This is a genomic window from Sphingomonas sp. Tas61C01 (assembly GCF_052567495.1).
This window is the reverse complement of the sequence record NZ_CP199583.1, coordinates 1,925,164-1,946,505: the sequence shown is the minus strand read 5'-3', so window position 1 is coordinate 1,946,505 and position 21,342 is coordinate 1,925,164. Positions and strand designations below refer to the sequence as shown.

The 21,342-nt window shown below is 68.6% G+C and carries 21 protein-coding genes and 1 tRNA gene; 4 read left to right on the top strand and 18 right to left on the bottom strand.

All coding sequences use genetic code 11. The features are described 5' to 3' along the window. Positions 1–12: 12 nt before the first annotated feature. From ligD to ACT009_RS08995, 8 genes are all read right to left on the bottom strand, one after another. A complete protein-coding gene (gene ligD, locus ACT009_RS09030; protein ID WP_445190769.1) occupies positions 13–2,505 on the bottom strand; it encodes a DNA ligase D in 2,493 nt (830 codons plus the stop codon). 49 nt (positions 2,506–2,554) lie between these two features. Continuing rightward, a complete protein-coding gene (locus tag ACT009_RS09025) occupies positions 2,555–3,439 on the bottom strand; it encodes an NAD(P)H-hydrate dehydratase (protein ID WP_445190768.1) in 885 nt (294 codons plus the stop codon). Beyond that, complete coding sequence (locus tag ACT009_RS09020; RefSeq protein WP_445190767.1) at positions 3,436–4,230, bottom strand: histidine phosphatase family protein; 795 nt, start codon at positions 4,228–4,230, stop codon at positions 3,436–3,438. Before ACT009_RS09020 ends, ACT009_RS09025 begins: the two co-directional genes overlap by 4 nt. Beyond that, complete coding sequence (locus tag ACT009_RS09015; RefSeq protein ID WP_445190766.1) at positions 4,227–4,607, bottom strand: hypothetical protein; 381 nt, start codon at positions 4,605–4,607, stop codon at positions 4,227–4,229. The genes ACT009_RS09020 and ACT009_RS09015 overlap by 4 nt, the downstream gene beginning before the upstream one ends. A 51-nt stretch (positions 4,608–4,658) precedes the next feature. After that, entirely contained in the window at positions 4,659–6,074 is a 1,416-nt protein-coding gene (locus ACT009_RS09010) for a hypothetical protein (RefSeq protein ID WP_445190765.1), read from the bottom strand. Between the two features lie 104 nt (positions 6,075–6,178). Continuing rightward, positions 6,179–7,342: a glutathionylspermidine synthase family protein gene (locus ACT009_RS09005; protein ID WP_445190764.1), complete on the bottom strand. Its 1,164-nt coding sequence runs from the start codon at positions 7,340–7,342 to the stop codon at positions 6,179–6,181. A 4-nt stretch (positions 7,343–7,346) separates the two neighbouring features. Further along, the gene (locus ACT009_RS09000) at positions 7,347–8,075 is read right to left on the bottom strand and encodes a PspA/IM30 family protein (protein WP_445190763.1); all 729 of its coding nucleotides are present in this window, start codon (positions 8,073–8,075) and stop codon (positions 7,347–7,349) included. Positions 8,076–8,097: 22 nt separating this feature from the next. Further along, a complete protein-coding gene (locus ACT009_RS08995) occupies positions 8,098–8,532 on the bottom strand; it encodes a YjfI family protein (protein ID WP_445190762.1) in 435 nt (144 codons plus the stop codon). Between the two features lie 130 nt (positions 8,533–8,662). On the opposite strand from ACT009_RS08995, the gene ACT009_RS08990 reads away from it, so the two are divergent. The 3 genes from ACT009_RS08990 to ACT009_RS08980 are packed head-to-tail and all read left to right on the top strand — an operon-like array spanning position 8,663 to position 10,299. Further along, positions 8,663–9,301, top strand: a complete 639-nt coding sequence (locus ACT009_RS08990) for a DUF2491 family protein (protein WP_445190761.1) — start codon at positions 8,663–8,665, stop codon at positions 9,299–9,301. A 10-nt stretch (positions 9,302–9,311) separates the two neighbouring features. Beyond that, positions 9,312–9,725, top strand: coding sequence for a DUF350 domain-containing protein (locus ACT009_RS08985; RefSeq protein ID WP_445190760.1), 414 nt, complete (start codon positions 9,312–9,314; stop codon positions 9,723–9,725). 13 nt (positions 9,726–9,738) lie between these two features. Then, positions 9,739–10,299 (top strand): DUF1190 domain-containing protein, encoded by a 561-nt coding sequence (locus ACT009_RS08980; RefSeq protein WP_445190759.1) that lies wholly within the window; start codon positions 9,739–9,741, stop codon positions 10,297–10,299. An 86-nt stretch (positions 10,300–10,385) separates the two neighbouring features. Here the strand turns inward: ACT009_RS08980 and ACT009_RS08975 are convergent, their stop codons facing one another. Then, positions 10,386–11,822, bottom strand: a complete 1,437-nt coding sequence (locus ACT009_RS08975; RefSeq protein ID WP_445190758.1) for an ABC1 kinase family protein — start codon at positions 11,820–11,822, stop codon at positions 10,386–10,388. Between the two features lie 257 nt (positions 11,823–12,079). On the opposite strand from ACT009_RS08975, the gene ACT009_RS08970 reads away from it, so the two are divergent. Then, entirely contained in the window at positions 12,080–12,931 is an 852-nt protein-coding gene (locus ACT009_RS08970; protein ID WP_445190757.1) for a TorF family putative porin, read from the top strand. An 87-nt stretch (positions 12,932–13,018) separates the two neighbouring features. Here the strand turns inward: ACT009_RS08970 and ACT009_RS08965 are convergent. The 9 genes from ACT009_RS08965 to nusB all read right to left on the bottom strand — a co-directional run bounded on the left by ACT009_RS08965 (position 13,019) and on the right by nusB (position 21,320). Continuing rightward, a tRNA-Phe gene (locus ACT009_RS08965) sits at positions 13,019–13,094 on the bottom strand. A 30-nt stretch (positions 13,095–13,124) separates the two neighbouring features. Then, positions 13,125–13,295: a DNA gyrase inhibitor YacG gene (locus ACT009_RS08960; protein ID WP_445190756.1), complete on the bottom strand. Its 171-nt coding sequence runs from the start codon at positions 13,293–13,295 to the stop codon at positions 13,125–13,127. Next, positions 13,295–14,233: a ribonuclease gene (locus ACT009_RS08955; protein ID WP_445190755.1), complete on the bottom strand. Its 939-nt coding sequence runs from the start codon at positions 14,231–14,233 to the stop codon at positions 13,295–13,297. The genes ACT009_RS08960 and ACT009_RS08955 overlap by 1 nt, the downstream gene beginning before the upstream one ends. Beyond that, the gene (locus ACT009_RS08950) at positions 14,226–14,795 is read right to left on the bottom strand and encodes a Maf family protein (RefSeq protein ID WP_445190754.1); all 570 of its coding nucleotides are present in this window, start codon (positions 14,793–14,795) and stop codon (positions 14,226–14,228) included. Before ACT009_RS08950 ends, ACT009_RS08955 begins: the two co-directional genes overlap by 8 nt. 25 nt (positions 14,796–14,820) lie before the next feature. Beyond that, complete coding sequence (gene infA / locus ACT009_RS08945) at positions 14,821–15,066, bottom strand: translation initiation factor IF-1 (protein ID WP_183987054.1); 246 nt, start codon at positions 15,064–15,066, stop codon at positions 14,821–14,823. 453 nt (positions 15,067–15,519) lie between these two features. Beyond that, positions 15,520–16,980, bottom strand: a complete 1,461-nt coding sequence (locus ACT009_RS08940; protein ID WP_445190753.1) for a DNA-methyltransferase — start codon at positions 16,978–16,980, stop codon at positions 15,520–15,522. 599 nt (positions 16,981–17,579) lie between these two features. Continuing rightward, positions 17,580–19,751 carry a sodium-translocating pyrophosphatase gene (locus ACT009_RS08935; RefSeq protein WP_445190752.1) on the bottom strand — a complete coding sequence of 724 codons (2,172 nt, stop codon included), beginning with the start codon at positions 19,749–19,751 and terminating at the stop codon, positions 17,580–17,582. Between the two features lie 80 nt (positions 19,752–19,831). Next, a complete protein-coding gene (thiL, locus tag ACT009_RS08930; RefSeq protein ID WP_445190751.1) occupies positions 19,832–20,716 on the bottom strand; it encodes a thiamine-phosphate kinase in 885 nt (294 codons plus the stop codon). 148 nt (positions 20,717–20,864) lie between these two features. Continuing rightward, a complete protein-coding gene (nusB, locus tag ACT009_RS08925) occupies positions 20,865–21,320 on the bottom strand; it encodes a transcription antitermination factor NusB (protein ID WP_445190750.1) in 456 nt (151 codons plus the stop codon). Positions 21,321–21,342 lie beyond the last annotated feature (22 nt).

The following is a 21,342-nucleotide window of genomic DNA, read 5'->3' as shown; positions in this document are numbered from 1 at the left end:
GAGTTTTCGGCATCAGAGATCCGGCAGCACCTGGTCGGCGCGGCCCCAGCCGGCGAGGTCCTTGGACGCGGCGCGCTTCAGCAGATCAGCGGCATCGCCGACATGCCAGCGTGCGGCGCCATCCAGCGTGCGGAGCTCCTCCCAGGTGATCGGAACCGCGACCGGCGCGTGTTCGCGGGCGCGGACGCTGTAGGGCATCACCGCAGTCGCGCCGCGCTGGTTGCGCAGGTAATCGATGAAGATGCGGCCAGTGCGTTTTGCCTTGGCGAGCGCGGCGGTGAAGCGGTCGGGCTCGGCCTGCGCCAGCGCCATCGCGAACCGGTGCGCGAAATCCTTCACCGCGGGCCATTCCGCCTGCGGGGTGAGCGGCGCGATGACGTGGACGCCCTTGCCGCCGGTGACCATCGGGAAAGTGACCAGCCCCATCTGCGACAGCATGTCCTGGACGTGGAAGGCGGCGGACACGACATCGGTGAAAGCGAGCCCCTCGTCGGGATCGAGATCGAACACCAGCCGATCGGCCTTTTCGACATCCTCGATCCGCGCGCCCCAGCCGTGGAATTCGATCGATCCCATCTGCACGCAGGTGACGAGCCCCTCGGCATCGTCGACGAAGAGATAGGGTTCGTCATGGCCGTCCTTCTCGGCGATGCCGACATGGTGGACATGATCGCCGAAGCTGCCGGCATCGTGTTTCTGGAAGAAGCATTTCTTGCCGCGGCCCTGGGGGCAGCGGACCAGGCTGATCGGGCGACTGCCGGCCCAGGGGAGCATGATTCCTGATACCGTCTGATAGTAATCCGCCAGCTCGCCCTTGGTGATCTTGCCTTCGGGGAAGATCACGCGTTCGCGGTTGGTGATCCGGACCGTCGTGGGTTCGGGCGTATCGACGGTCTCGACGGGGGCTTCCTTCTCCATCACGACGGCCGCGGCCTTCTTGTCCAGGCGCAGACCTAGATAGCTGGAATGGCGCAGCACGCCGTCGCCGGTGACCTCCATATAGGCGACCTCCGCGACCAGCTTGGGCTTCAGCCAGTGCGCGCCGCGCACCGCCGCTCTGGGGGCCTCGACGGTCCGCTTATCGACTTCCAGCGGTGCCATCAGCGCCATCAGCCGGTCGATCTCGTCGGCGGAGAACCCGGTCCCGGTCTTCCCCGCATAGCGCAGCTTGCCGCCTTCGTTGACGCCGAGCAGCAGCGCGCGGAAGCCGCGTTGCTTGTCGGACGGAGTCCAGCCGACGACGACGAATTCCTGGCGCTTGATGCACTTGGTCTTCAGCCATCCACTCGACCGCGCACCGACATATCGGGCATCGGCACGCTTCGAGATCACGCCTTCGAGGCCGGCGTCGCAGAAGCTGCCGAACAGATCCTCGCCACGGCCGACGATATGATCCGAATAGCGGACCTTGTCGGTGCCGTCGCCGATCAGCGCCTTCAGCTTCTCCTTGCGCTCGATCAGCGGCAGCGCGGTGAGATCGGCGCCGTCGAGTTCGAGCAGGTCGAACGCGTAATAGAGGATCGCGCCGGGATTTTCCTTCAACGCGCCCTGCAGGCCCTGGAAACTGGTCCTGCCCTTGGCGTCGAGCACCACCGCCTCGCCGTCGAGCAGCGCCGAGCCGGCGTCGAGGGTCGCTGCATCGGCGACAACGGGCGCGAATTTGTCGGTCCAGTCGAGCCCGGACCGGGTATAGGCTCGGCCCTCGCCGCCGCCGATCGCGATCAGCGTCCGATAGCCGTCATATTTCATCTCGTGCAGCCAGGCGTTGCCGGCGGGGACGTGATCGACAAGCGTCGCGAGCTGGACCGGGCGAAACGGCGGCGGTGTTTCGGCGGGCTTCGGCTTGGCCAGGGCCTTCGATTTGGCTTTGGCCGGTGTCTTCTTCGTCGCGCCGGCCTTCGTCTTGGGCGGTGGCTTGCCCGCGGCGATCTCCGCCATCGTCAGGCCGCTGAGGACGCCGGTCAGGTGCGTGCCGATCAGGTCGTCGGAGCCGGCGGCATGCTCGTCGGCGACCTTGCGGAGCAGCCAGTTCTCGCCCTTTTCCTTGCCGCGCGGCTTCAGGCGGATCATGATCCATTCGCCCTTCATCCGCCGCCCGTGGAGGAAGAAGTGGAGATGCCCCTCGGCGAGGGTCTTGCGCGGATCCTTGCCTGGCAGCGATTCCCAGGTGCCGGTATCCCACAGCATTACCGTGCCGCCGCCATATTGACCCTTGGGGATGGTGCCCTCGAAGGTGGCATAGTCGAGCGGATGATCCTCGGTGCGGACCGCGAGGCGTTTGTCGTCGGGGTCGAGGCTGGGTCCGCGCGTCACCGCCCAGCTGAGCAGGACGCCGTCGAGTTCGAGCCGGAAGTCGTAATGCAGCCGAGTGGCGTCGTGCTTCTGGACGATGAATCCGTTGCCCGCGGTCTTGCCGGTCGCGCCCGCGGGCTCGCGCGTCTTGGCGAAGTCGCGCTTCGATCGATAGGTGGCGAGGCTGTCCTCAGCGCCGGACTTGCGGGCCATCAGGTCGGCTCCTCGTTGCGATCTGCCCCGTGATCGAAGGTTTGGCCGGTCATTGCGGCAGCAGGTGCGGGAATTCCTCGGGCAGTTCGCGCGCGAGGAAGCCGATCGGACCTCGCGCTGTCGCGGCGCGGCGACCGCCCTGGCCGTGGAGCCAGACGCCCCACCCGGCAGCGACGCATGGCTCGGCACCGCGCGAGGCGATCCCCGCAATCGCGCCCGCGAGCACGTCGCCCGAGCCGGCGGTGGCCATGCCGATGCCGCCGCCGCCATAGATCAGCGGATCCTGCGCGGGCGCGACGATCACGGTCCTACTGTGCTTCAGCACCACCACCGCGCCGAACCGGTCGGCGATGTCGCGCGCGACCGTCTCGGGATCCTCGGCGATCTCCTCCGGGGACATGCCGGTCAGCGACGCCATCTCGCCGTGATGGGGCGTGATGACGATGCGGCCCCGCAACGGGTTCAGGATCATGTCGCGCTCCGCCATCGCGGTGATCGCGGCGGCATCGAGCAGGAACAGGGTCTCGGCGCCCGCCTCGGGCAGGATCGCGTCGAGCAATCGGCCCGCGACGTCGTCGTCGCCCATGCCTGGGCCGAGCACGACGACGTCCGCGCCGGCGCAGGATTTGGCGAGCGACGCGGCGGCCTCCGGCGCGATCTCTCCGCCGTCGCCCGCGGGTAGCGCGATCACGCCCGCTTCGGGCACGACGACGCCGAGCGAAATCGCGGCGGCGGCGACGGTCGCCATCTGCAGCTTGCCCGCGCCGGCGCGCAACGCGGCCTCGCCGGTGAGCCGGATCGCGCCCGGCACCATGGCCGATCCGCCGATCACCAGCACCCGACCGCGGCTGTTCTTGGTGGTGCCGTCGCCATGGACCGGCGCAGGGTGCGCCGCGATCCAGGCGCTGTCGAGCCGGACCGAAGCGCGGCTCATCCGCGCACCGCCGCCGCCGGGCGTTCGGGCTCCGCGGTGATCTCGGCCCCGTCGTCCTGTTCGAGCGCAGTGACGCGGTTATAGGCGACGAGCGCGAGGCCGCCGCCTTCGCCGATCGCTGGATCGAAGCGATAGTCGGTGACCGATGCGTTGGCGACGTCGCCCTCGCGGTCGATCGCGAGGATCTCGTCCTCGGTCATCGTCTCGACGATGTAGCGCAGGCACAGCACGACGACCTGATGCGCGACGATCATCACCCGGCGTCCGGCATAATGAAGCGCGATCGTGTCCATCACCGACCGCAATCGGAAGATCACGTCGCACCAGCTCTCCCCGCCCGGCGGGCGGTGGTAGAACTTGCCGAGCAGCCGGCGGAACTCGGCCTGGTCGGGCTGGAGCGCCTTGATGCCGTCGACGGTCAGGCCGTCGAGGATGCCGAATTCCTTCTCGCGCAGCCGTTCGTCGATGCAGATCGCGACCTCGCCATCGGTGCCGCCCGCGGCGCGGAACAGCTCGGCGGTGGCGCGGGCACGCGCATAGGGGGAGGCGATGATGACGTCGGGCCGCTCGCCGGCCGACTGTGCGGCGAACCACTCACCGAGCGCGCGGACCTGATCCTCGCCGCGTGGCGACAGCGGGATGTCGACGTCGCGTGCGGTGAGCTCGATCCGTTGCGCCCCGGCGGCATTGGCGGCATCGCGCGCGATGTTGCCCGCGCTCTCACCGTGGCGAACGATCCACAGATGCTGGGGCCAGCGGCTGCCCGGGGCATTCGAGCGAGGCTCATTCATGGTCGTCGGTCGTCGCGGCCGGGGTGCTGGCTAGCGCGGACCTCGCCGCCGCCGCCTGCGCCGTCGTCGAAGTCTTCGTTCGGACTGCCGCCGCCGGCTCCCGAGCCGCTGCCGTGAACCTCGCCGGTCTTCTCGTCGACATAGGCGCGGCGACCCGCCTCGGGCGGAATCTGTTCGCCGGGGGCGTGGTTGGGAGCGGCGGGATCGACCGCTTCGTTGCCATGATCGCCGGCGACCGCGACGTAGCGCGGGGACTGTTTGTCATGGCTGTCATATTCCTGGCCGGAATAATGCCCGCGGCTCGCGTCTTCGTTGCCGCGCAACCCGACGCGGTCGTCGATGTCGGGGGTGCGATCGGTGGCTGGCGAACGATCCATGATGATCTCCTCACCCTTGCCAATGCGAGACCGGCGCGATCGTTCCCGTCCTCAACGCGTGCGGGAGATCGCCACCGCATAGTCGGTGACGACGGGCGGCAAGCTGGCGACCAGGACGCCGTCGGCCGTGACCGCAGTGCAGGCGCGAGTGCTGCCGTCGCGGGTGTCGACCACCGTCGCGGTGTAGCGGCCTGGGGCGAGATCCGGGATGCGCAGTTCGATGCCCGCGGGGGCGGCGGCGGGAGCCACGCTGCCGTCGCGACGCAGGGTGTCGCGGCGGACCAGCCACGCCAATGCCTGGGCATCGTCGCCGCAGGCGCAGACCGCCACGCCGGGATCGTTCACCGTCGCCTCCTCGCTGAGGTTGCGACGGCGGAACCGGGTCCAATCGATCAGCGGCAGGAAGTCGGCGAGCGTCCGCTGCGCGGCGCGCATGCCGGGTGTCAGCACATGCGGATGGCGGTTGGGCCAGCGCATGCCGCCGCCGGCGCCGCCGCTCGCGATGTGCGCCCATTGGATGTGGCGGAAATATTCGTCATCGAACGGTTCGGGCAAGGTGCGTTTGCGATCCTTGAAGCTGTGGATCGGGCCGTGTTCGGAATCGAATACGGGCCGCGCATCGTCGGTCTCGGCAAGCGCGGCGCGCATCAGCCGTGCGACCGCGAGCGCGGGGGCGACGGTGTCGCGCGGGGCATCGATCGTGCGTGCCTCGTAGAGGTGGGTGGTCGCGAAATCGAGGGCGGGGTGGCGGAAGATCGGCTCGGCCATCGCGGTGTGTTCGATCAGGACGGGGCCGAAGACCGACACGGTCTGGAGGTTCGCGCGGCCGTGGCGCTGCCGTTCATAGTCGCGCAGCCAGCTGCCGATATCGTCGATGAACGGGATCGCGGTGGCGGGATCGTCACCGCCGTGCGCGGGGTGCATCTCGTTCCAGAGATCCCAGGCGAACAGCGCCGGGCTGCCGCCCCAGCGGTCGCTCGCAAAGGCGAGGCGCGCGCGAATCGCCTCGCGCATCGCCGGGCAGGTCAGCCATTCGCTGCGGCGCGCGCACGGACCGCCGTTCTTGCGGTTGTAGGGGTGGTCGCGCCAGCGGATCCACATGAAGAAGGTGTCGTAGGGCGTCAGCAGCACCCGCATCCCGACGCGTTCGAGCATCGCAAACAGATCGTCCCACAGCCGCACCATGTTGGGCACGAAGCGGCCGACCGGCTTTTCGAGGTAGCGATGTTCGTGGTGGCAATATTCGAGCATCAGCCGGATGCAGGTGACGCCGTGCGCCCTCAGCCATTCGAGATGACGTTCGACTGCGGGTAGATCGCGGCGGCGGAACAATGCTGCGAGCTCGGGCCAGGTGATCGCGTCGTTATGGCCGATCGGGGTCCATGGCTCACCAGCCACGGTGGTGAAATAAGGGAGGCCGGGTCGGACGGTGATGCGGTCGAGGATGGGTGGTCCGGCGGCAGTCATGCGGCTCCGCTATCGCGGCGGGTCCGGGGTGCCAATGATGCGGATCAGTTTTCGGGGAGCTTCTTCCCCGCCCCCCCGTTGCCGGGGTATGCAGACGAGCGCTTTTACCCTTCGATATAATGCGGGACGAAACGAGCCATGTTGCGGGTGACGACGGCATCGTCTTCGCGGATGCCGATGCCGGCGGGTTCGTCACCAACGATCCAGGCGCCGACGATCGCGTGGCGGCCGTCGAACACCGGCGGCGGCAGCAGCGCCTGGCGGATGAAGCCCTCGGCGCCATAGCCTTCGTCGATCACCGCCTCTTCGACGCCGTCGCGGACGATCGCGACATTGGCGCCTTCGCGCGAGAAGATCGGCTTGCGCACGTAGCTGGTGCCGAGCGAGGCGGCGGCGGGATCGTCGTCGAAGAAGGCGGGGAGCAGGTTCGGGTGGCCCTCGTGCCGCGCCCAGAGCAGCGGGAGCAGACCCTTGTTCGACAGGATAGACTTCCACGCGGGCTCGATCCAGCGCACGCCCGCGGTGACGAGGTTGGCGGCATAGGGCTCGCGCAGCATCGTTTCCCACGGGTAGAGCTTGAACGCGGCCTGCAGCTCGTAGCCGTCGGTGTCGACGAAGCGGCCGGCGGCATCGAGGCCGATCTCGCGCATTTCGACGAACTTGGGCTCGATCCCAGCCTGGGTGGCGAGATCCTCGAAGAAGCGGACGGTCTGGCGGTCCTCGATCGCCTGCGCGTCGGCGGCGAAATGGACGAAGCCGCCGTGCGGGAAGATCGCGGCGAAGCGCGCGCGGAGTTTGTCGAACAGGCTGTTGAACTGGTCGGCGGCGGCCGGCACCGTGCCCGCGGCGATCGCCTCCTCGAGCCAGAGCCACTGGAAGGTGGCACATTCGAACACCGACGTCGGGGTGTCGGCATTATATTCGTAAAGCTTGGCGGGACCAATACCGTCATAGGCCAAGTCGAAGCGGCCGTAGAGCGACGGCTGCCGGGTCCGCCAGCTCTCCGCGATCAGCGCGTGGTGCGCCGGCGGGATCGCGAGTCGCGTCATCGTCGCCGGGTCGCGGACCACTTCGTCGACCAGCGCCAGGCACATCTGGTGGAGATCGGCGGCAGCGGGTTCGAGATCGTCGTCGATCTCTCCGAGCGTGAAGGCATAGGCCGCGCTCTCGTCCCAATAGGGGTCGCCGCCAGCGCCGTGATAGACGAAGCCGATCGCGTCGGCCTTGTCGCGCCAGTCGGCACGCGGGGTCATCGCGATGCGGCGCAACCGATCAGCCGTCGCGCGTCGTGGTGTCGTCGCGCTGTTCGATCTGCAGCGTCGGCTTGGGCGGGCTGAGGCGCGCGAGCACGTCGTCCGCGGAGGACTGACCGGGCAGGATCCCGGCGAGACGGAGCTTTTCGTCGAGATCGGCGCCGGTGCGGCGATCCTCGAGCTCGCCCGCGGCGCGGATCTTCTCGCCGCGGATCATCTGGCGCTCGCGGATGCGGGCAAGGCTGTCCGCGGCCGAGCCGAGTGAGGAGCCGGCTCCGCTCGCGGCCACGGTGGCCTGCGCCTTCTGAACCGACTCGTTGACCTTCACGACCTCAACCTCGCGACGGAGCTGTTCAATCTTGCGATCGGTCGCGGCGACAGCCTGGTGGATGTTGTCCTCGGCAGCGCGCATGTCGGCGACCTGCGGCGCCTTCAGCGCAACGTCCTGTTCGAGATCGGCGATCCGCTGCGCGACCTGGCGGGCGAGGTCCATGTCGCCCTTGTCCATCGCGATCCGTGCGGAGCTTTCGTATTTGGCGGCTTGGGCGCGGTAGCTCTCGACCTCCTGCTCGAGGATGCGGCGGCGGGCGACCAGGCCGGCGAGATCGTCGCGGGCCTTGCCCTGCGCGCGGTCGGCGTCGCGGATTTCCTGATCGAGGATGCGCAGCGCGTTGGCGTCGACCACCGCACCGGCGGCCTCGTGCGCACCGGCGCGACCGAGCGTGAACAACTTGCTCCAGATAGCCACTTCGTATCTCCAGGCGGAAGGATCAGGCGGGTGCGAAGGCGGCGCGCAGGTTGGTTGCGGCCTCGATCGCGTTTTCGGCGAGCGCGCGCAGCTCGATCACCACGGTGTCGAGCGGCGAGGTCGTGGCGAGTTCGCCGAACAGCTCGTAATAGTCGCGGCCGTCGACCGTCGCGATGCCGAAGTTCGAGAGCGGCACCAGCTTCTGCGCCTTCAGCAGGAATTCGTTGAACAGAGGCCGATCGGCCTGTTCGTCGCAGGGCCAGAGCAGCACCGACGCCGCGATCTGCGCCTCGCTGACGTTGACGAACGCTTCGAGATCGCCGTGCTGGTGCATCGTCACGAGCAGCACCGGATCGGCGCCCTCGACGATGCGCAGGCCGATATCGCCGGTGCGCGCGGCCTCGCTGGTATCGAGAGCGGCCTTCAGGCTGCGGACGGTCCAGGCGGTGTCGGTCATGCGGGTGCGGTTCCTGCGGTGCGGGTCGGCTCTACATAGGCGTTTCCGGGCGACGCGCCACCCTTCCTGCCGCCGCGCGAGGCGCCTATGAGGGTGCGCGAGACAAGCCCCGATGAAGCGAGAAGTGTAGATGTTCGATCGTCTGTTCGGCCGCGACCGGTCGTCCGTGGAGCCGGGGCTGGCGGCCGCGCGCAACGTGACGATCGGGCGGACGGTGGTCCTCGATCCGCTGGCGTGGCGGCGGTTCGGCGGGGCGCTCAACTTTCCGTTCGACGGCGACACGCTGCAGATCGTCGCGCAGGGGCTGGTCGAACTCGACGGCGGCGGGTTCATCCACCGCTTCTACACCGACGACGACATCATGCTCCAGGCGGTGTCCGACGATCGCGAGGCCAAGGCGCTGACCGACGTCACGCTGTTCGCGCCGTGGCGGAGCATCTATCCGAGCACGCCCTGGGAGCGCCCAGCCTGGCGCCAGCGGCTGACCGCGCCGGGCTTCACCGACGACGGCTTGCCCGAATACCGCCGGCTGTGGTTCGGCGACGAGGCGGAGCGGCAGGAGCCGGTGACGTTCTGGGAAGACCTGCACGACGACCGCGACGGCATCGTCGACCGGCGAATCTACCAGACCTGCATGTTGTTCGGCCGCGACGTCGAGGGCGAGGGGCGCGAATTGCTGCTCGCCATCGACATGGAGACCGAAGCGCGCGAGGTATCGTTCGAGATCATGATCGGGATGGCGCTCGAACTCGGCGAGTTCCGGGCCTAAGGGGATGACGATGAACGAAGACTATAGCTTCCTGACCAGCGCGACCGCGTTCGTCGTCGCCTTCGTCGCGGCAGGATTGCTCACGATCGCATTCAAGCTGATCTACCAATGGGCGACGCCGTACAACGAACGCACGCTGATCCGCGAGGGCAACGTCGCCGCGGCGGTGACGCTGGGCGCGGCGCTGCTCGGCTATATCTTCCCGCTGGCGTCGGCGCTGGAACACACCGTCAGTCTGGTCGAATTCGCGGTGTGGGCATTGCTCGCCGGGGTGATCCAGATCGTCGCGTTCACGATCGTGCGCCAGGTCGTGATGCGCGATTTCAGCGATCGGATCGTCCGCGGCGAGCTGGCGGCGGCGATCTACATGGCGAGCATCTCGCTCGGCGTCGGGCTGCTCAACGCCGCCTGCATGAGCGCGTGAGGGAGTCGGTCCGATGAAGCGTTCGCAATCGATCGTGCTGACCAGCCTGATGGCGGGCACCGGCCTGACGCTGACCGCGTGCGACGTCGGCGACGGCGGCAAGCCGGTCGATGCGCTCAGCTATACCAGCGTCGCGGAATGCCGCACCGCGGGCAAGATCCCCGCCGACCAGTGCCAGACCGCGTTCGACCAAGCGCAGAAGGCCAACGACCAGAACGCGCCGCGCTATGGCGACCGCCAGACCTGCGAGGAGCAATATGGCGTCTCGCAATGCGTGCCGCGCAACAATGGCAGCTTCTTCACCCCGCTGCTGACCGGCTTCATCGTCGGGCAGATGCTGAACGGCGGCGGCGGCTATCGCGGCGCGCCGATGTACCGCGACCGCGACGGCAACTTCTTCGGCGGTGCGGGCAACCGGATCAGCCGCGACTATGTGAGCGGGCGGACGCGGGTCGGGTCGGACGCGTTCAACCCGTCGATGCGCGCGCCGACGCGGGTACAATCGCGCAGCTCGGTGATCTCGCGCGGCGGGTTCGGTGGCGGCTTCGGCGGGGGGCGGAGCTTCGGGGGTTAGGCGCTGGCGGCGGCGATCCTCCCCTGCAAGGGGAGGTGGCAGTCCGCAGGACTGACGGAGGGGTGAAGCCCTCTCCGTATAGCGCGTCACCCCGCCGTCTGGCTGGCGCCAGCCACCTCCCCTTGCAGGGGAGGATCGGATCGCGGTTCGGCCGCCGCGGCATGGGCGGCGACCATCGCGCGGACATCGACCCGTGCCTTCAGGCGGGCTGCGAGAAGGGCGGTCCCGCTGATCTTGCGCTGAACGAACAGCGTGTCGACCGGCGGAATGTGCCAGCTCTCGCGGTCGCGCGCCATCTCGGTGCCCTGTTCACGCAGCACCCCGACGAACGCGCGATCGCCGAAGTCGAACGGGCCAGGCTTGTCGAGTTCGCCCAAGATGACATCGATCATCCGGTCGACCAGCGCGCGGTGACGCAGGACAGCGGGTGCGCCGAGGAACCCGGCAGCGACCGCGGCGTCGCGAACCGCGTCGCGATCGCCCGCGAGCCCCGCGAACAGCAGGTCGCGATAGCCGTCCGACGTGGCGGCAGGCACGCTGCGGGTCGCACCGAAATCGAGCAGCACGATGCGGCCGGTGTCGGGCTGCCAGCGGTAGTTGGCGAAGTTCGGATCGGTCTGCATCAGCCGCCAGTCGAGCAGTTCGCGCAGCGCCAGCGCGATCAGATCGGCCATCGCGCGGTCCCGGGTCTCCTGCGGCGCGGTTTCCAGCGATTCCACCGGCACGCCTTCGACGAAGGTCATCGCGAGGACGTTGGCGGTGGTCAGCGGTTCGTAGAGGCTCGGCACCGCGAAGCCGGGCGCATCGGCCAGCCGTTCGGCGTAGCGGGTCATCATCGCGCCCTCGCGCAGATAATCCGCCTCCTCGTGGAGCTGGCGCTTGGCCTCGACCAGCAGGGGCGCGATGTCGAGCCCGGCGGGGAGCACGCCCGAGACGCGGAGCAGGGTGGCGACATTGTCGATGTCGGCGTCGATGCTCTGCTTGACGCCGGGATACTGGACCTTGATCGCGAGTTCGCGGCCGTCGGGCAGCCGCGCGCGGTGGACCTGCCCGATCGACGCCGCAGCGACGGGATGCGCCTGGAACTGCGCGAACTTGCGGCGCCAGTCGCGGCCCCACTCCGCGGTGAGCACGGCGTTGAGCTGTTGCGGCGGCATATGGTGCGCGCGTTCGCGCAACCGCGCCAGGATCGTCGCGAGCTCGGGCGGCAGCATGTCGCCCGCGTCCATCGAGATCATCTGCCCGAGCTTCATCGCCGCGCCGCGAAGATGTGCCAGCTGGTCCGCGACGCGGACCGCATTGGCGGGGGTGAGCAGCATGTCGCCGATCCGCGGTCGTTCGCCGTTCGCCAGCCGCCGTGCGCCTTCCGCGACCATGCCGCCGGCGACGCCGCCCGCCATCCGGCCGAACACCCCGAGCCGCGCCAGCCGCCCGCTCGGCACCGATCGCCCCTTGTCGTCGCGCTGATCCGCCAATGCTTCGTCCTTGCCTGCGCGCGGCACCGGGAATTGCCGCGTCGTCATCGCCGATGTGGGGCGCTGACTCGACGGATCAACTCGCCGGCATTTTTGGTACCGTGGCTGCGGGGCAACACTCGTGGCGCAGAATGGTCCTAGCGCCCCCGCGAGCAACGTAGCGTCACGATCGAGCATTGCCCTGCAATTCATGCGCAGGTATATGACCGTATCGGGAACGACCTGCGCCCACTCGCGACTGCGAGACGAGCGCGCCGGCGGGACCGACGCAGGAGGGACCTGAGCTTTCTTTCGAAAGGGGTCCCATGAAATATCTCGTCACCGCAACAGCGGCATCTCTATTCGCCTTGGCTGCACCCGCCGCCGCGCAGGAAACCGCGCCTCCGCCGCCGTTGAAGGTCAGCGGCAGCGTCGGCTTGGTCAACGACTATCGCTTCCGCGGCGTTTCCCAGTCCGACGAGGAGATGGCGATCCAGGGCGGCTTCACCATCTCGCACGAGAGCGGCGTCTATATCGGCACCTGGGGATCGAACCTGGCCGGCTGGGGAACGTTCGGCGGATCGAACATGGAGCTTGATCTGATCGCCGGGTACAAGCTGCCGATCAGCGGCGGGGCAGTCGACATCGGGCTGACCTGGTACATGTATCCGGGCGGATCCGACAAGACCGACTTCGCCGAACCTTATGTGAAGCTCAGCGGCACCGCGGGTCCGCTCAACCTGCTCGCCGGCGTCGCCTATGCGCCCAAGCAGCAGGCGCTCGGCAACTGGTCGTTCACCGGCGCCAATGCGCAGGCGGTGCTGGCCGGCGCGCCCTATGACGATGCCGGCGACAAGGAGGACAATCTGTACCTCTGGGGCGACGCCAATGCGGGCATTCCCAACACGCCGCTGACCGCCAAGGTGCATATCGGCTATTCGGACGGCAACCCCGGCCTCGGCCCCAACGGCACCAGCGTCGCGCCGACCGGCAAATACTGGGACTGGATGGCGGGCGTCGATTATGTCGTCGGTCCGGTGACGCTGGGCGTCGCCTATGTCGACACCGACATCAGCCGCCGCGAGGCCGCGCCGCTGCAGCCGAATTTCTCGTCGACCAAGGACGGGTCGTCGATCGCATCGGGCAAGCTGCTGTTCGCGATCACCGCCGGGTTCTGATCCACCGTCGAGTAGGCGTAGGCGTTCGCCCGTCATCCGGCCCAGGGCCGCGATGGCGGGCGAATGTTTTTGTGGGTGGCTGGGTCATGGTGCCCGGGGACGGGGTCGAACCGCCGACACTGCGATTTTCAGTCGCATGCTCTACCAACTGAGCTACCCGGGCATGCCCGAACGCCGTTCGGGAGCGGCGGCTTTAGTCGGCGCTTTTGTCGCTGTCCACCCCGTCTTGGTCGGCCGGCGGCCCGGGGATGCGATAGCCGTCGCCGAGCCATTGCAGCAGGTCGCGATCGCGGCAGCCGCGCGAGCAGAACGGGTCTTGGGCGGCGGTCGCTGGCTTGTCGCAGATCGGGCAGGGCTTGGCCATCAGAGGGTCTCCAGTCGGTGGACGACGCCCGTACGGCGAGCGAGTTCCGCGAGCAGGGCTGGGCGCGCGGTCAGCCAGCCGACCACCGCGGCGGGCAGACGGTGCGCGAGCGGCGCGCCGGGCGGTTCGCGCTCGATCCGTCGCAGCACCGCGCGGGCGGCGGTGCCGGCGGCGTCGGCGCGGAGCAGCTCGGGCAGCGAGGCGCGGGGGCGGGGGCGGACGATCTGGAGGAAGCCGAAGCCGTTGACTGCGGTGCGTTCGAACGGCGGCGGCAGATGCGCGTCGATCGCCTCGGCCACCGCCTGGCGCGGGGCCTTGCCCGGCAGGGTCGGAAAGTCGATGCCGATCGATCCGCCGATGCCGTGGCGGCGAATCGCCAGCGCGACGCTGCGCGCGGCGGCTAGCGCGAGGGGTTCGATCGGGGCGGGGCCGTCGACGTCGAACAGCGTCATCGCCGGGGTGGGAGAGAGGCGCAGGCTGCCGAGCGGGAAGACGATCTCGCCGGTGATCGCCTCGTCGAGGACTTCGGACCAGCCTGCCGCCTCCAGCGCGTCGGGCTGATGAGCGAGGCAGTGGCGGACCGGGATGCCGGTGGCGACGATCCGGGCGAGCAGATCGTGGCCGGGCACGGGCGCGGCATCGGTGGCGCGGGCACGGGCGAGCTTGGGGCGGCCGGGTTCGGGAATGACCTCCCGGACGATCTCGACGGTGAGGGTCGCGCCCTGGGTGACGCCGGGCGGGATGCGGGTCAGCAGCGCTTCGCCGTCGGGCAGCGCGACGCGGCCCATGTTGCCGGGGATCAGATCGATGAGCCGGGCGCGGGCGACGGTGCCGAGGCGGAGGCCATCGCGCTCGACGATCGCCTCGACGATCGCGTCGCCATCGACCAGCGCGGCACGGGCTTCGCCAATGCCGGCTTCGTAGAGCCACTCAGGCAAGCGGCACGCCGGCGGCCTTCAACAGCGCGCGGGTCTCGGCGAGCGGCAGCCCGACGACGCCCGAATGGCTGCCCGCCATGAACCGGACGAACGCCTCCGCGCGGCCCTGGATCGCATAGCCGCCCGCCTTGCCCATGCCCTCGCCCGAGGCGACATAGGCGTCGATCTCCGCCGGCCCGAGCGGGCGGAAAGCGAGGATCGTGTCCGATACACGGTGGCGGACGGTGCCGTCGGCGGCGATCGCGACGACCGCGGAGAGGCAGTGATGGCGCCGCCCCGACAGCAAGGCGAGCATGCGGCGCAGATCGGCCTCGTCGGCTGGCTTGCCGAGGATGCGGCGACCGACCGCGACCGTGGTATCGCCGGCGAGGACGATCTCGTCCGCGGCACGATCGATCGCGGCGGCCTTGGCGAGCGCGATACGGAGGACATAGGCGCGGGGCGGCTCGGCCTTCAGCGGCGCCTCGTCGATCTCGGGCGCGGCGATGCGATCGGGCACGATGCCGAGCCGCGCGAGCAGTTCGAGCCGGCGCGGGGACGAGGAAGCGAGAACGAAGGTCACGGGACTATACGCCCGGAGACGCGGATCAGGACGGGCCGGGGCCACCGCGTCCCGGCATGAACCGGTAGGTGATCCGCCCCTTGGTCAGATCGTAGGGCGTCATTTCGACGAGCACTTCGTCGCCGACGAGCACGCGGATGCGGTTCTTGCGCATCTTGCCCGCGGTGTGGCCCAGGACTTCGTGATCGTTTTCGAGCCGGACGCGGAACATGGCGTTGGGCAGAAGCTCCACCACCTGTCCGCGCATTTCGAGCAGTTCTTCCTTGGCCAAACAAACCTCTAGCAATGTCGGGAATTCGTGAGCCGGCGCCTTAGCCGAAGGGGCCGGAAAAGGAAAGGCGGGCGCGAATGTTGAATAAGTTGAGGGTGGGTCGAGGTGAAGAGGCACGAAAGTCGGACCTTGGCGCGGGCGCGGGTGTGAGGGCCGACGGTGAGAAAGAGCGGCGGGGATTGTGGCATAGGTTCGGGGTGTAGGACAGGGGAGGCGTTGGAGAGGGGGACGGCGGAAGAAGGGGGTTCGCGCGGAGACGCGGAGGTGTCGCAAATGGGGCGGGATCGGGCGCTCTAAGGTGGGAGGGTTGCTGCTGCGCAGCGTAGCGCTCGGCACGACCCTCTCGTCACCCCGGACTCGATCCGGGGTCCCGCTGTGCCACGTAGCCGCGCTTTAGCGGGACCCCGGATCAAGTCCGGGGTGACGGAGAGGGCGAGCTTTTCTCTCCCTCGGCTACAATAATTCCCGCTGCGACCCGGGCTGGTGCGAGGGGCGGACTTCGACGCGGCTGGCTCGGCGATTGGGGCTGACCAGCGGCGGGAGGCGGGGGTGGCGGTCCTGGAAGAGTTCGGCGAGGGTGAAGATCTGGAGCGCGGGAAAGCGGCCGAATTCAGTCTGGATCAGGCCGTGGCTGGCGGCTTCGTCGGCCATGCCGCGGGTCGGGGTGGCAGCGCAGACGAACAGGCCGAGGGCGTGGCCGTCGCGGGCCATTACCCGGCCGAGATCGCGGACCATCGACGGGTTGACGTGGGCGCCCGCCTTCACCGAGATCACCCCGGTCTCGGTCTGGCCGTTTGCACCGACATAGTAGAAATAACCGTCGACGCCGCGGTCGCCACCCTTCTTGCCGCCCTTCCACGGCCAGCCGCCGAGTTTCAGTGCGATCCATTGCTGGAACTGGTGGGGATCGTCGGCGGCGAGGCGTTCGGCGCTTTCGCGGTCGGCGGGGACGCCGATCGTCTGCCACGTCGCAGCGCCGCGATACCCCTCGGTCAGGCGCTTCTCGATCAGGCCGATCGACAGATGGGTGATGTCGATCCCGATCCAGCGCCGGCCGAGCTTCTGCGCGGCGTCGACCGCGGTGCCGCAGCCGCAGAACGGATCGAGCACCACGTCGCCGGGGTTCGACGCCGCGGCGACGATGCGTTCGAGCAACTTGATCGGCTTCTGCGTCGGATAGCCGAGATATTCCTTGCCGCGTGGCGCGATCGCGAACTCCCACCAGTCCTCGGGCACCTTGCCGCCGTCGTGGATGACGTGATCGGCGCCGACGAAGCCCGACCCGACCAGCCCGCCCTTGTAGTTGGCCTTGGTCTTGGCGCTGTGCGGCTGGCGGACCGCGTCGACGTTGAAGGTCCAGGTCTCGCCCTTGGCATACCAGAAGATGGTGTCGTGCTTGCGCAGGAACTGGCGGACGCCGGGCGACCCGGGGCCAGTGTAGAGCCAGACGATCTCGTTGCGGAACTGCCTCACCCCGAACACCGCGTCGAGCACCAGCTTCAGGTAATGGCTGGCGGTGGGATCGCAGTGGAGGAACAGGCTGCCGGTGGGCTTGAGCACGCGGTGGAGCTCGACCAGGCGGACCGCCATCATCGCGAGATAGGCCATCATCGCATTCTCGCCGATCGCGGTGCGGATCGCCTGCATCAGGACGTGGAGGCTGTGGTTGCCGCTTTCGGTGATGTCCATCAGCGCCGCCGACGCCGCAGGGCCCCAGGCCCAGGTGTCGTCGAACGCCTCGATACTGGCATCCGCGCCTGCACCGTCGGGGGATTTGAAGAGGATGTTGTAGCTGGCGTTCGAATTGAACGGCGGGTCGAGATAGATCAGGTCGACGCTCTCGGTCGCGACATGATCGCGCAGGACGTCGAGATTGTCGCCATAGTAGAGCTGGTTCGCGGGCGCGGTTCGCATGCCGAGAGTGTGGCGCGCGATCGCGCCGGGGTAACCCCGGGTCGGGTCCGTTTGGGCGGTTGTGGAGGGAGTTGTCTCCATTCTGGTGCGATCTGTGCGTAAACGCGACGGCGTGCCGGGCGGCGTTGCTCCCGCGAACGCGAGACCTCTGCGAACGTCACCGAATTCGCCAAATCCTATCGTCACCCCGGGCTCGTTCCGGGGTCCACTGTTCCGCGAAATCAACGACCTATGCTCGTGCGGAACAGTGGATCCCGGAGCAAGTCCGGGATGACGGAGTGAGTTTCGCAGTGGTCTCGCGAAGGCGGGAGTCCAGAACTGGATCCCCGCCTTCGCGGGGATACGGAGGGGCGCGAGGCGAAACGCGTTCGGGTGCGTTTAGCTCGGCGAAGGGAAGCGATGATGACCGTTATGGCTGACGAACCCGACCCGAAGAGCGAGCCGGTCGAAGGGCTCGACGAGAACGAGGTGACGCCCGAAGAGGCGAAGGCGGAGGAAGAGGCCGCCAAGCTCGGCGATTTCGCCTGATCCAGTGATGCAAGAAGAAGCCCCGCCGACCTTTGTCGACGGGGCTTTCGTCATGATCCGGTGACTGGCGCCTACCCCGCGCCGTGCCCGGCGGCGAGCGCTGCGAGCAGCAGCAGCGCGACGATGTTGGTGATCTTGATCATCGGGTTGACCGCGGGCCCGGCGGTGTCCTTGTAGGGATCGCCGACGGTGTCGCCGGTCACCGCGGCCTTATGGGCCTCGCTGCCCTTGCCGCCGTAATGGCCGTCCTCGATGTACTTCTTGGCGTTGTCCCAGGCGCCGCCGCCCGAGGTCATCGAGATCGCGACGAACAAGCCCGAAACGATCACGCCGAGCAGCAGCGCGCCAACCGCCGCGAAGGCGCTCGCCTGGTCCGACACCGCGAGGATGACGTAGTAGACGACGATCGGGGTCAGCACCGGGAGCAGCGACGGGATGATCATCTCCTTGATCGCGGCGCGGGTGACGAGATCGACGGTGCGCGCGTAATCGGGGCGGCTGGTGCCTTCCATGATCCCGGGATTGTCGCGGAACTGCGCGCGGACGTCCTCGACCACCGCGCCGGCGGCCCGGCCGACCGCGGTCATCCCGAAGGCGCCGAAGCTGAACGGCAGCAGCGCGCCGAGCAGCAGGCCGACGATGACGTAGGGGTTGCTCAGCGAGAAGTTCACCGTGATTTCGGGGAAATAGATGCCGAGATCGGTGGTGTAGGCGCCGAACAGCACCAACGCCGCGAGCGCCGCGGAGCCGATCGCATAGCCCTTGGTCACCGCCTTGGTGGTGTTGCCGACCGCGTCCAGGGCGTCGGTGCGCTGGCGGACGTCGTCGGGCAGGCCGGCCATTTCGGCAATGCCGCCGGCATTGTCGGTGACCGGGCCATAGGCATCGAGCGCGACGACCATGCCCGCGAGCGCGAGCATCGAGGTGGCGCCGAACGCGATGCCGATGATCCCGGCGAGCTGGTAGGTGGCGATCACCGCGACCGAGATGACGATGGTCGGAAGCGCCGGGCTCTCCAGACTGACCGCGAGGCCCTGGATGACGTTGGTGCCGTGGCCGGTCTCGGACGCCTTGGCGATCGAGCGCACCGGGCGATAATTGGTCCCGGTATAATATTCGGTGATCCAGACGAGCACCCCGGTCAGCGCGAGGCCGACCATCATGCACCAGAACAGCGCCATGCCGGTGAAGGCGGGGGTGGCGACGTTGGCGGCGCTGTCGGGCGACAGCTCCGCGATCGATCCGCCTAGCGCCGCGGCACCGCCGAGCGGGGCGTTCATGTCGCCGAGCACGTACTGGGTGGCGAGGTAGATCGCGGGGATCGACAGGACGACCGTGGTCCAGAAGCCCTTGTACAGCGCGCCCATGATCGTGCCGCCGCCGAGCCGCACCATATAGGTGCCGATGATCGAGGTGATGATGCATACCCCGCCGACCAGCAGCGGGAGCGTCATCAGCTGGAACAGATCGTCCGAATTGGGCAGCAGCAGCGCGATCGACGCCATCGTCACGCCGATGGTGACGACATAGGTTTCGAACAGGTCGGCGGCCATGCCCGCGCAGTCGCCGACATTGTCGCCGACATTGTCCGCGATGGTGGCGGGGTTGCGGGGATCGTCCTCCGGAATGCCCGCCTCGACCTTGCCGACCAGATCGGCGCCGACGTCGGCGGCCTTAGTGAAGATGCCGCCGCCGAGGCGCGCGAAGATCGAGATCAGCGAGGCGCCGAATGCCAGCGCGACCAGCGTGTCGACGATGACGCGGCGATCCGCGCCGACCGCGAGATCGTAATGGCCCTGGGTGATCAGGCCCCAGAACATGAGGGTGATCGCGAGCAGGCCGAGCCCGGCGACGAGCATGCCGGTGATCGCGCCCGATCGGAACGCCATGGTCAGCCCGCCCTGCAGCGAGGTGCGCGCGGCCTCCGCGGTGCGGACGTTGGCCTTCACCGACACGTTCATGCCGATGAAGCCGGTGACGCCCGACAGGATCGCACCGACGACGAAACCGACCGCGGAGATGGTGCCGAGGAAATAGGCGACGAGGACGGCGATGACGACGCCGACGATCGCGATGGTGCGGTATTGCCGGCCTAGATAGGCCTTGGCGCCTTCCGCAATCGCGGCGGCGATGTCCTGCATCTTCTCATTGCCCGGCGATGCCGCGAGCACTTGCCGGCTGGTCACGAAACCATAAGCCACGGCGATCAGGCCGCAGATCATGGCGATGTAGACTGTCGTCATTCACATCCTCCCTCGGTGCTGCCGGCATGCCCGGTCTCGCATATCGGCAAAGGTATAGGCGGGGATGTCGTCGTGGCAAGCTAGCCGTGCTCGAACCCCAGGCGGGCGGGGAGCGCGACCGGGGCGCCGCCGGCGGTAAGGGTAAGGCCGGAGCCTGGCGCGACGCTGCCGATGCGCGTCACCGGACCGACGAGACCGGGGGCGGCGGCGAGGAGCAGCTCGTAATCGTCGCCCGCGGTAGCAGCGGCGAGGCGGTCGCCCGACCAGGCTTCATACGCCGCGGACAGCGGGATCGCGGCGAGATCGATCGTGATCGCGACGCCGCTGGCGTCGGCCATGCGGGCGGCGTCGATCAGCAGGCCGTCGGACACGTCCATCATCGCGTGCGCCAGGGGGGCGAGGAGACGGCCCTCGGCGAGACGCGGCGTCGGTCGGCGATAGGCGGCGAGGAGCGGCGCCGGGCCGGCGGCACCCCCGGCGATGGCGAGACCGGCGCCGGCCTCGCCGATCGTGCCGGTGACGTAGAGCGCGTCGCCGGCACGCGCGCCGCTGCGGGGCGGGGCGGCGGCGTCGCGGCCGAACGCGGTGACGGTGAGGATGCGGGGCACGCCGGCCGGGAGCGTGACCGTGTCGCCGCCGATCAGCGGGGTCGCGTAGGTGGCGAGGACGTCGGCGAGGCCGGCGAGGAACGCCTCGTCCCAGGCGGTGCCGGACAGCGGATAGTTGAGCAGGATCCCCTCGGGCGTCGCGCCCTTCGCGGCGAGATCGGAGAGATTGGTGGCGACGAGCTTCCACGCGACATCGGCGGCGGGATCGGTGGCGAGGAAGTGGATACCCTCGACCAGCGTATCGGTGGTGACGACGATGGGGGCGGTGGCGAGCAGCGCGGTGTCGTCGAGCAACCCGCGTGCGCCCGGGTGCAGCGGGAGGGCGCGGAGGCGGTCGAGGAAGTCGGCTTCGGTCATTTAATTCCTCCCTCGCTTCAGCGGGGGAGGGGGACCGTTCGCGAAGCGAATGGTGGAGGGGGCGGTGCCGCCAGCGCGGTCCCGAGTTACCTCCCCCTCCGTCACGGCTTCGCCGCGCCACCTCCCCCTGGCGGGGGAGGAGTTATGATCAAACACGGACCTGCTTCGCGATGGCGTCGAGCAGCCCGTTGACGAAGCCCTTTTCGCGGCGGTCGTAGAAGGCGTGGGCGACGTCGACATATTCGCTGATCACGGCGCCGACCGGCACGTCGGCGCGGGCGATCAGTTCGTAGGTGCCGGCGCGCAGGATCGCCTTCATCGGCTTGTCGAGGCGGGCGAGGGTCCAGCCGCTGGCGAGGCGCTGTTCGATCGCGGCATCGATCTCGCCGGCACGGGCGGTGGCGCCCTTCACGACGTCGTCGAAGAAATCGACCTCGGCCTCGGCATAGTCGACGTCCTCGATGGTCGCGCCGATCCGGTGATTGTGGAATTCGTGCAGCAGGGCCGGGATCGCGGTGCCCTCCATCTCGTGCTGGTAGAGCGCCTGGACGGCGGCGAGACGCGCGGCGGCGCGCGCCTTGGTGCGATTTGCGGGAGGGGACATGAGGGCGCTTTAGCGGAGGGTG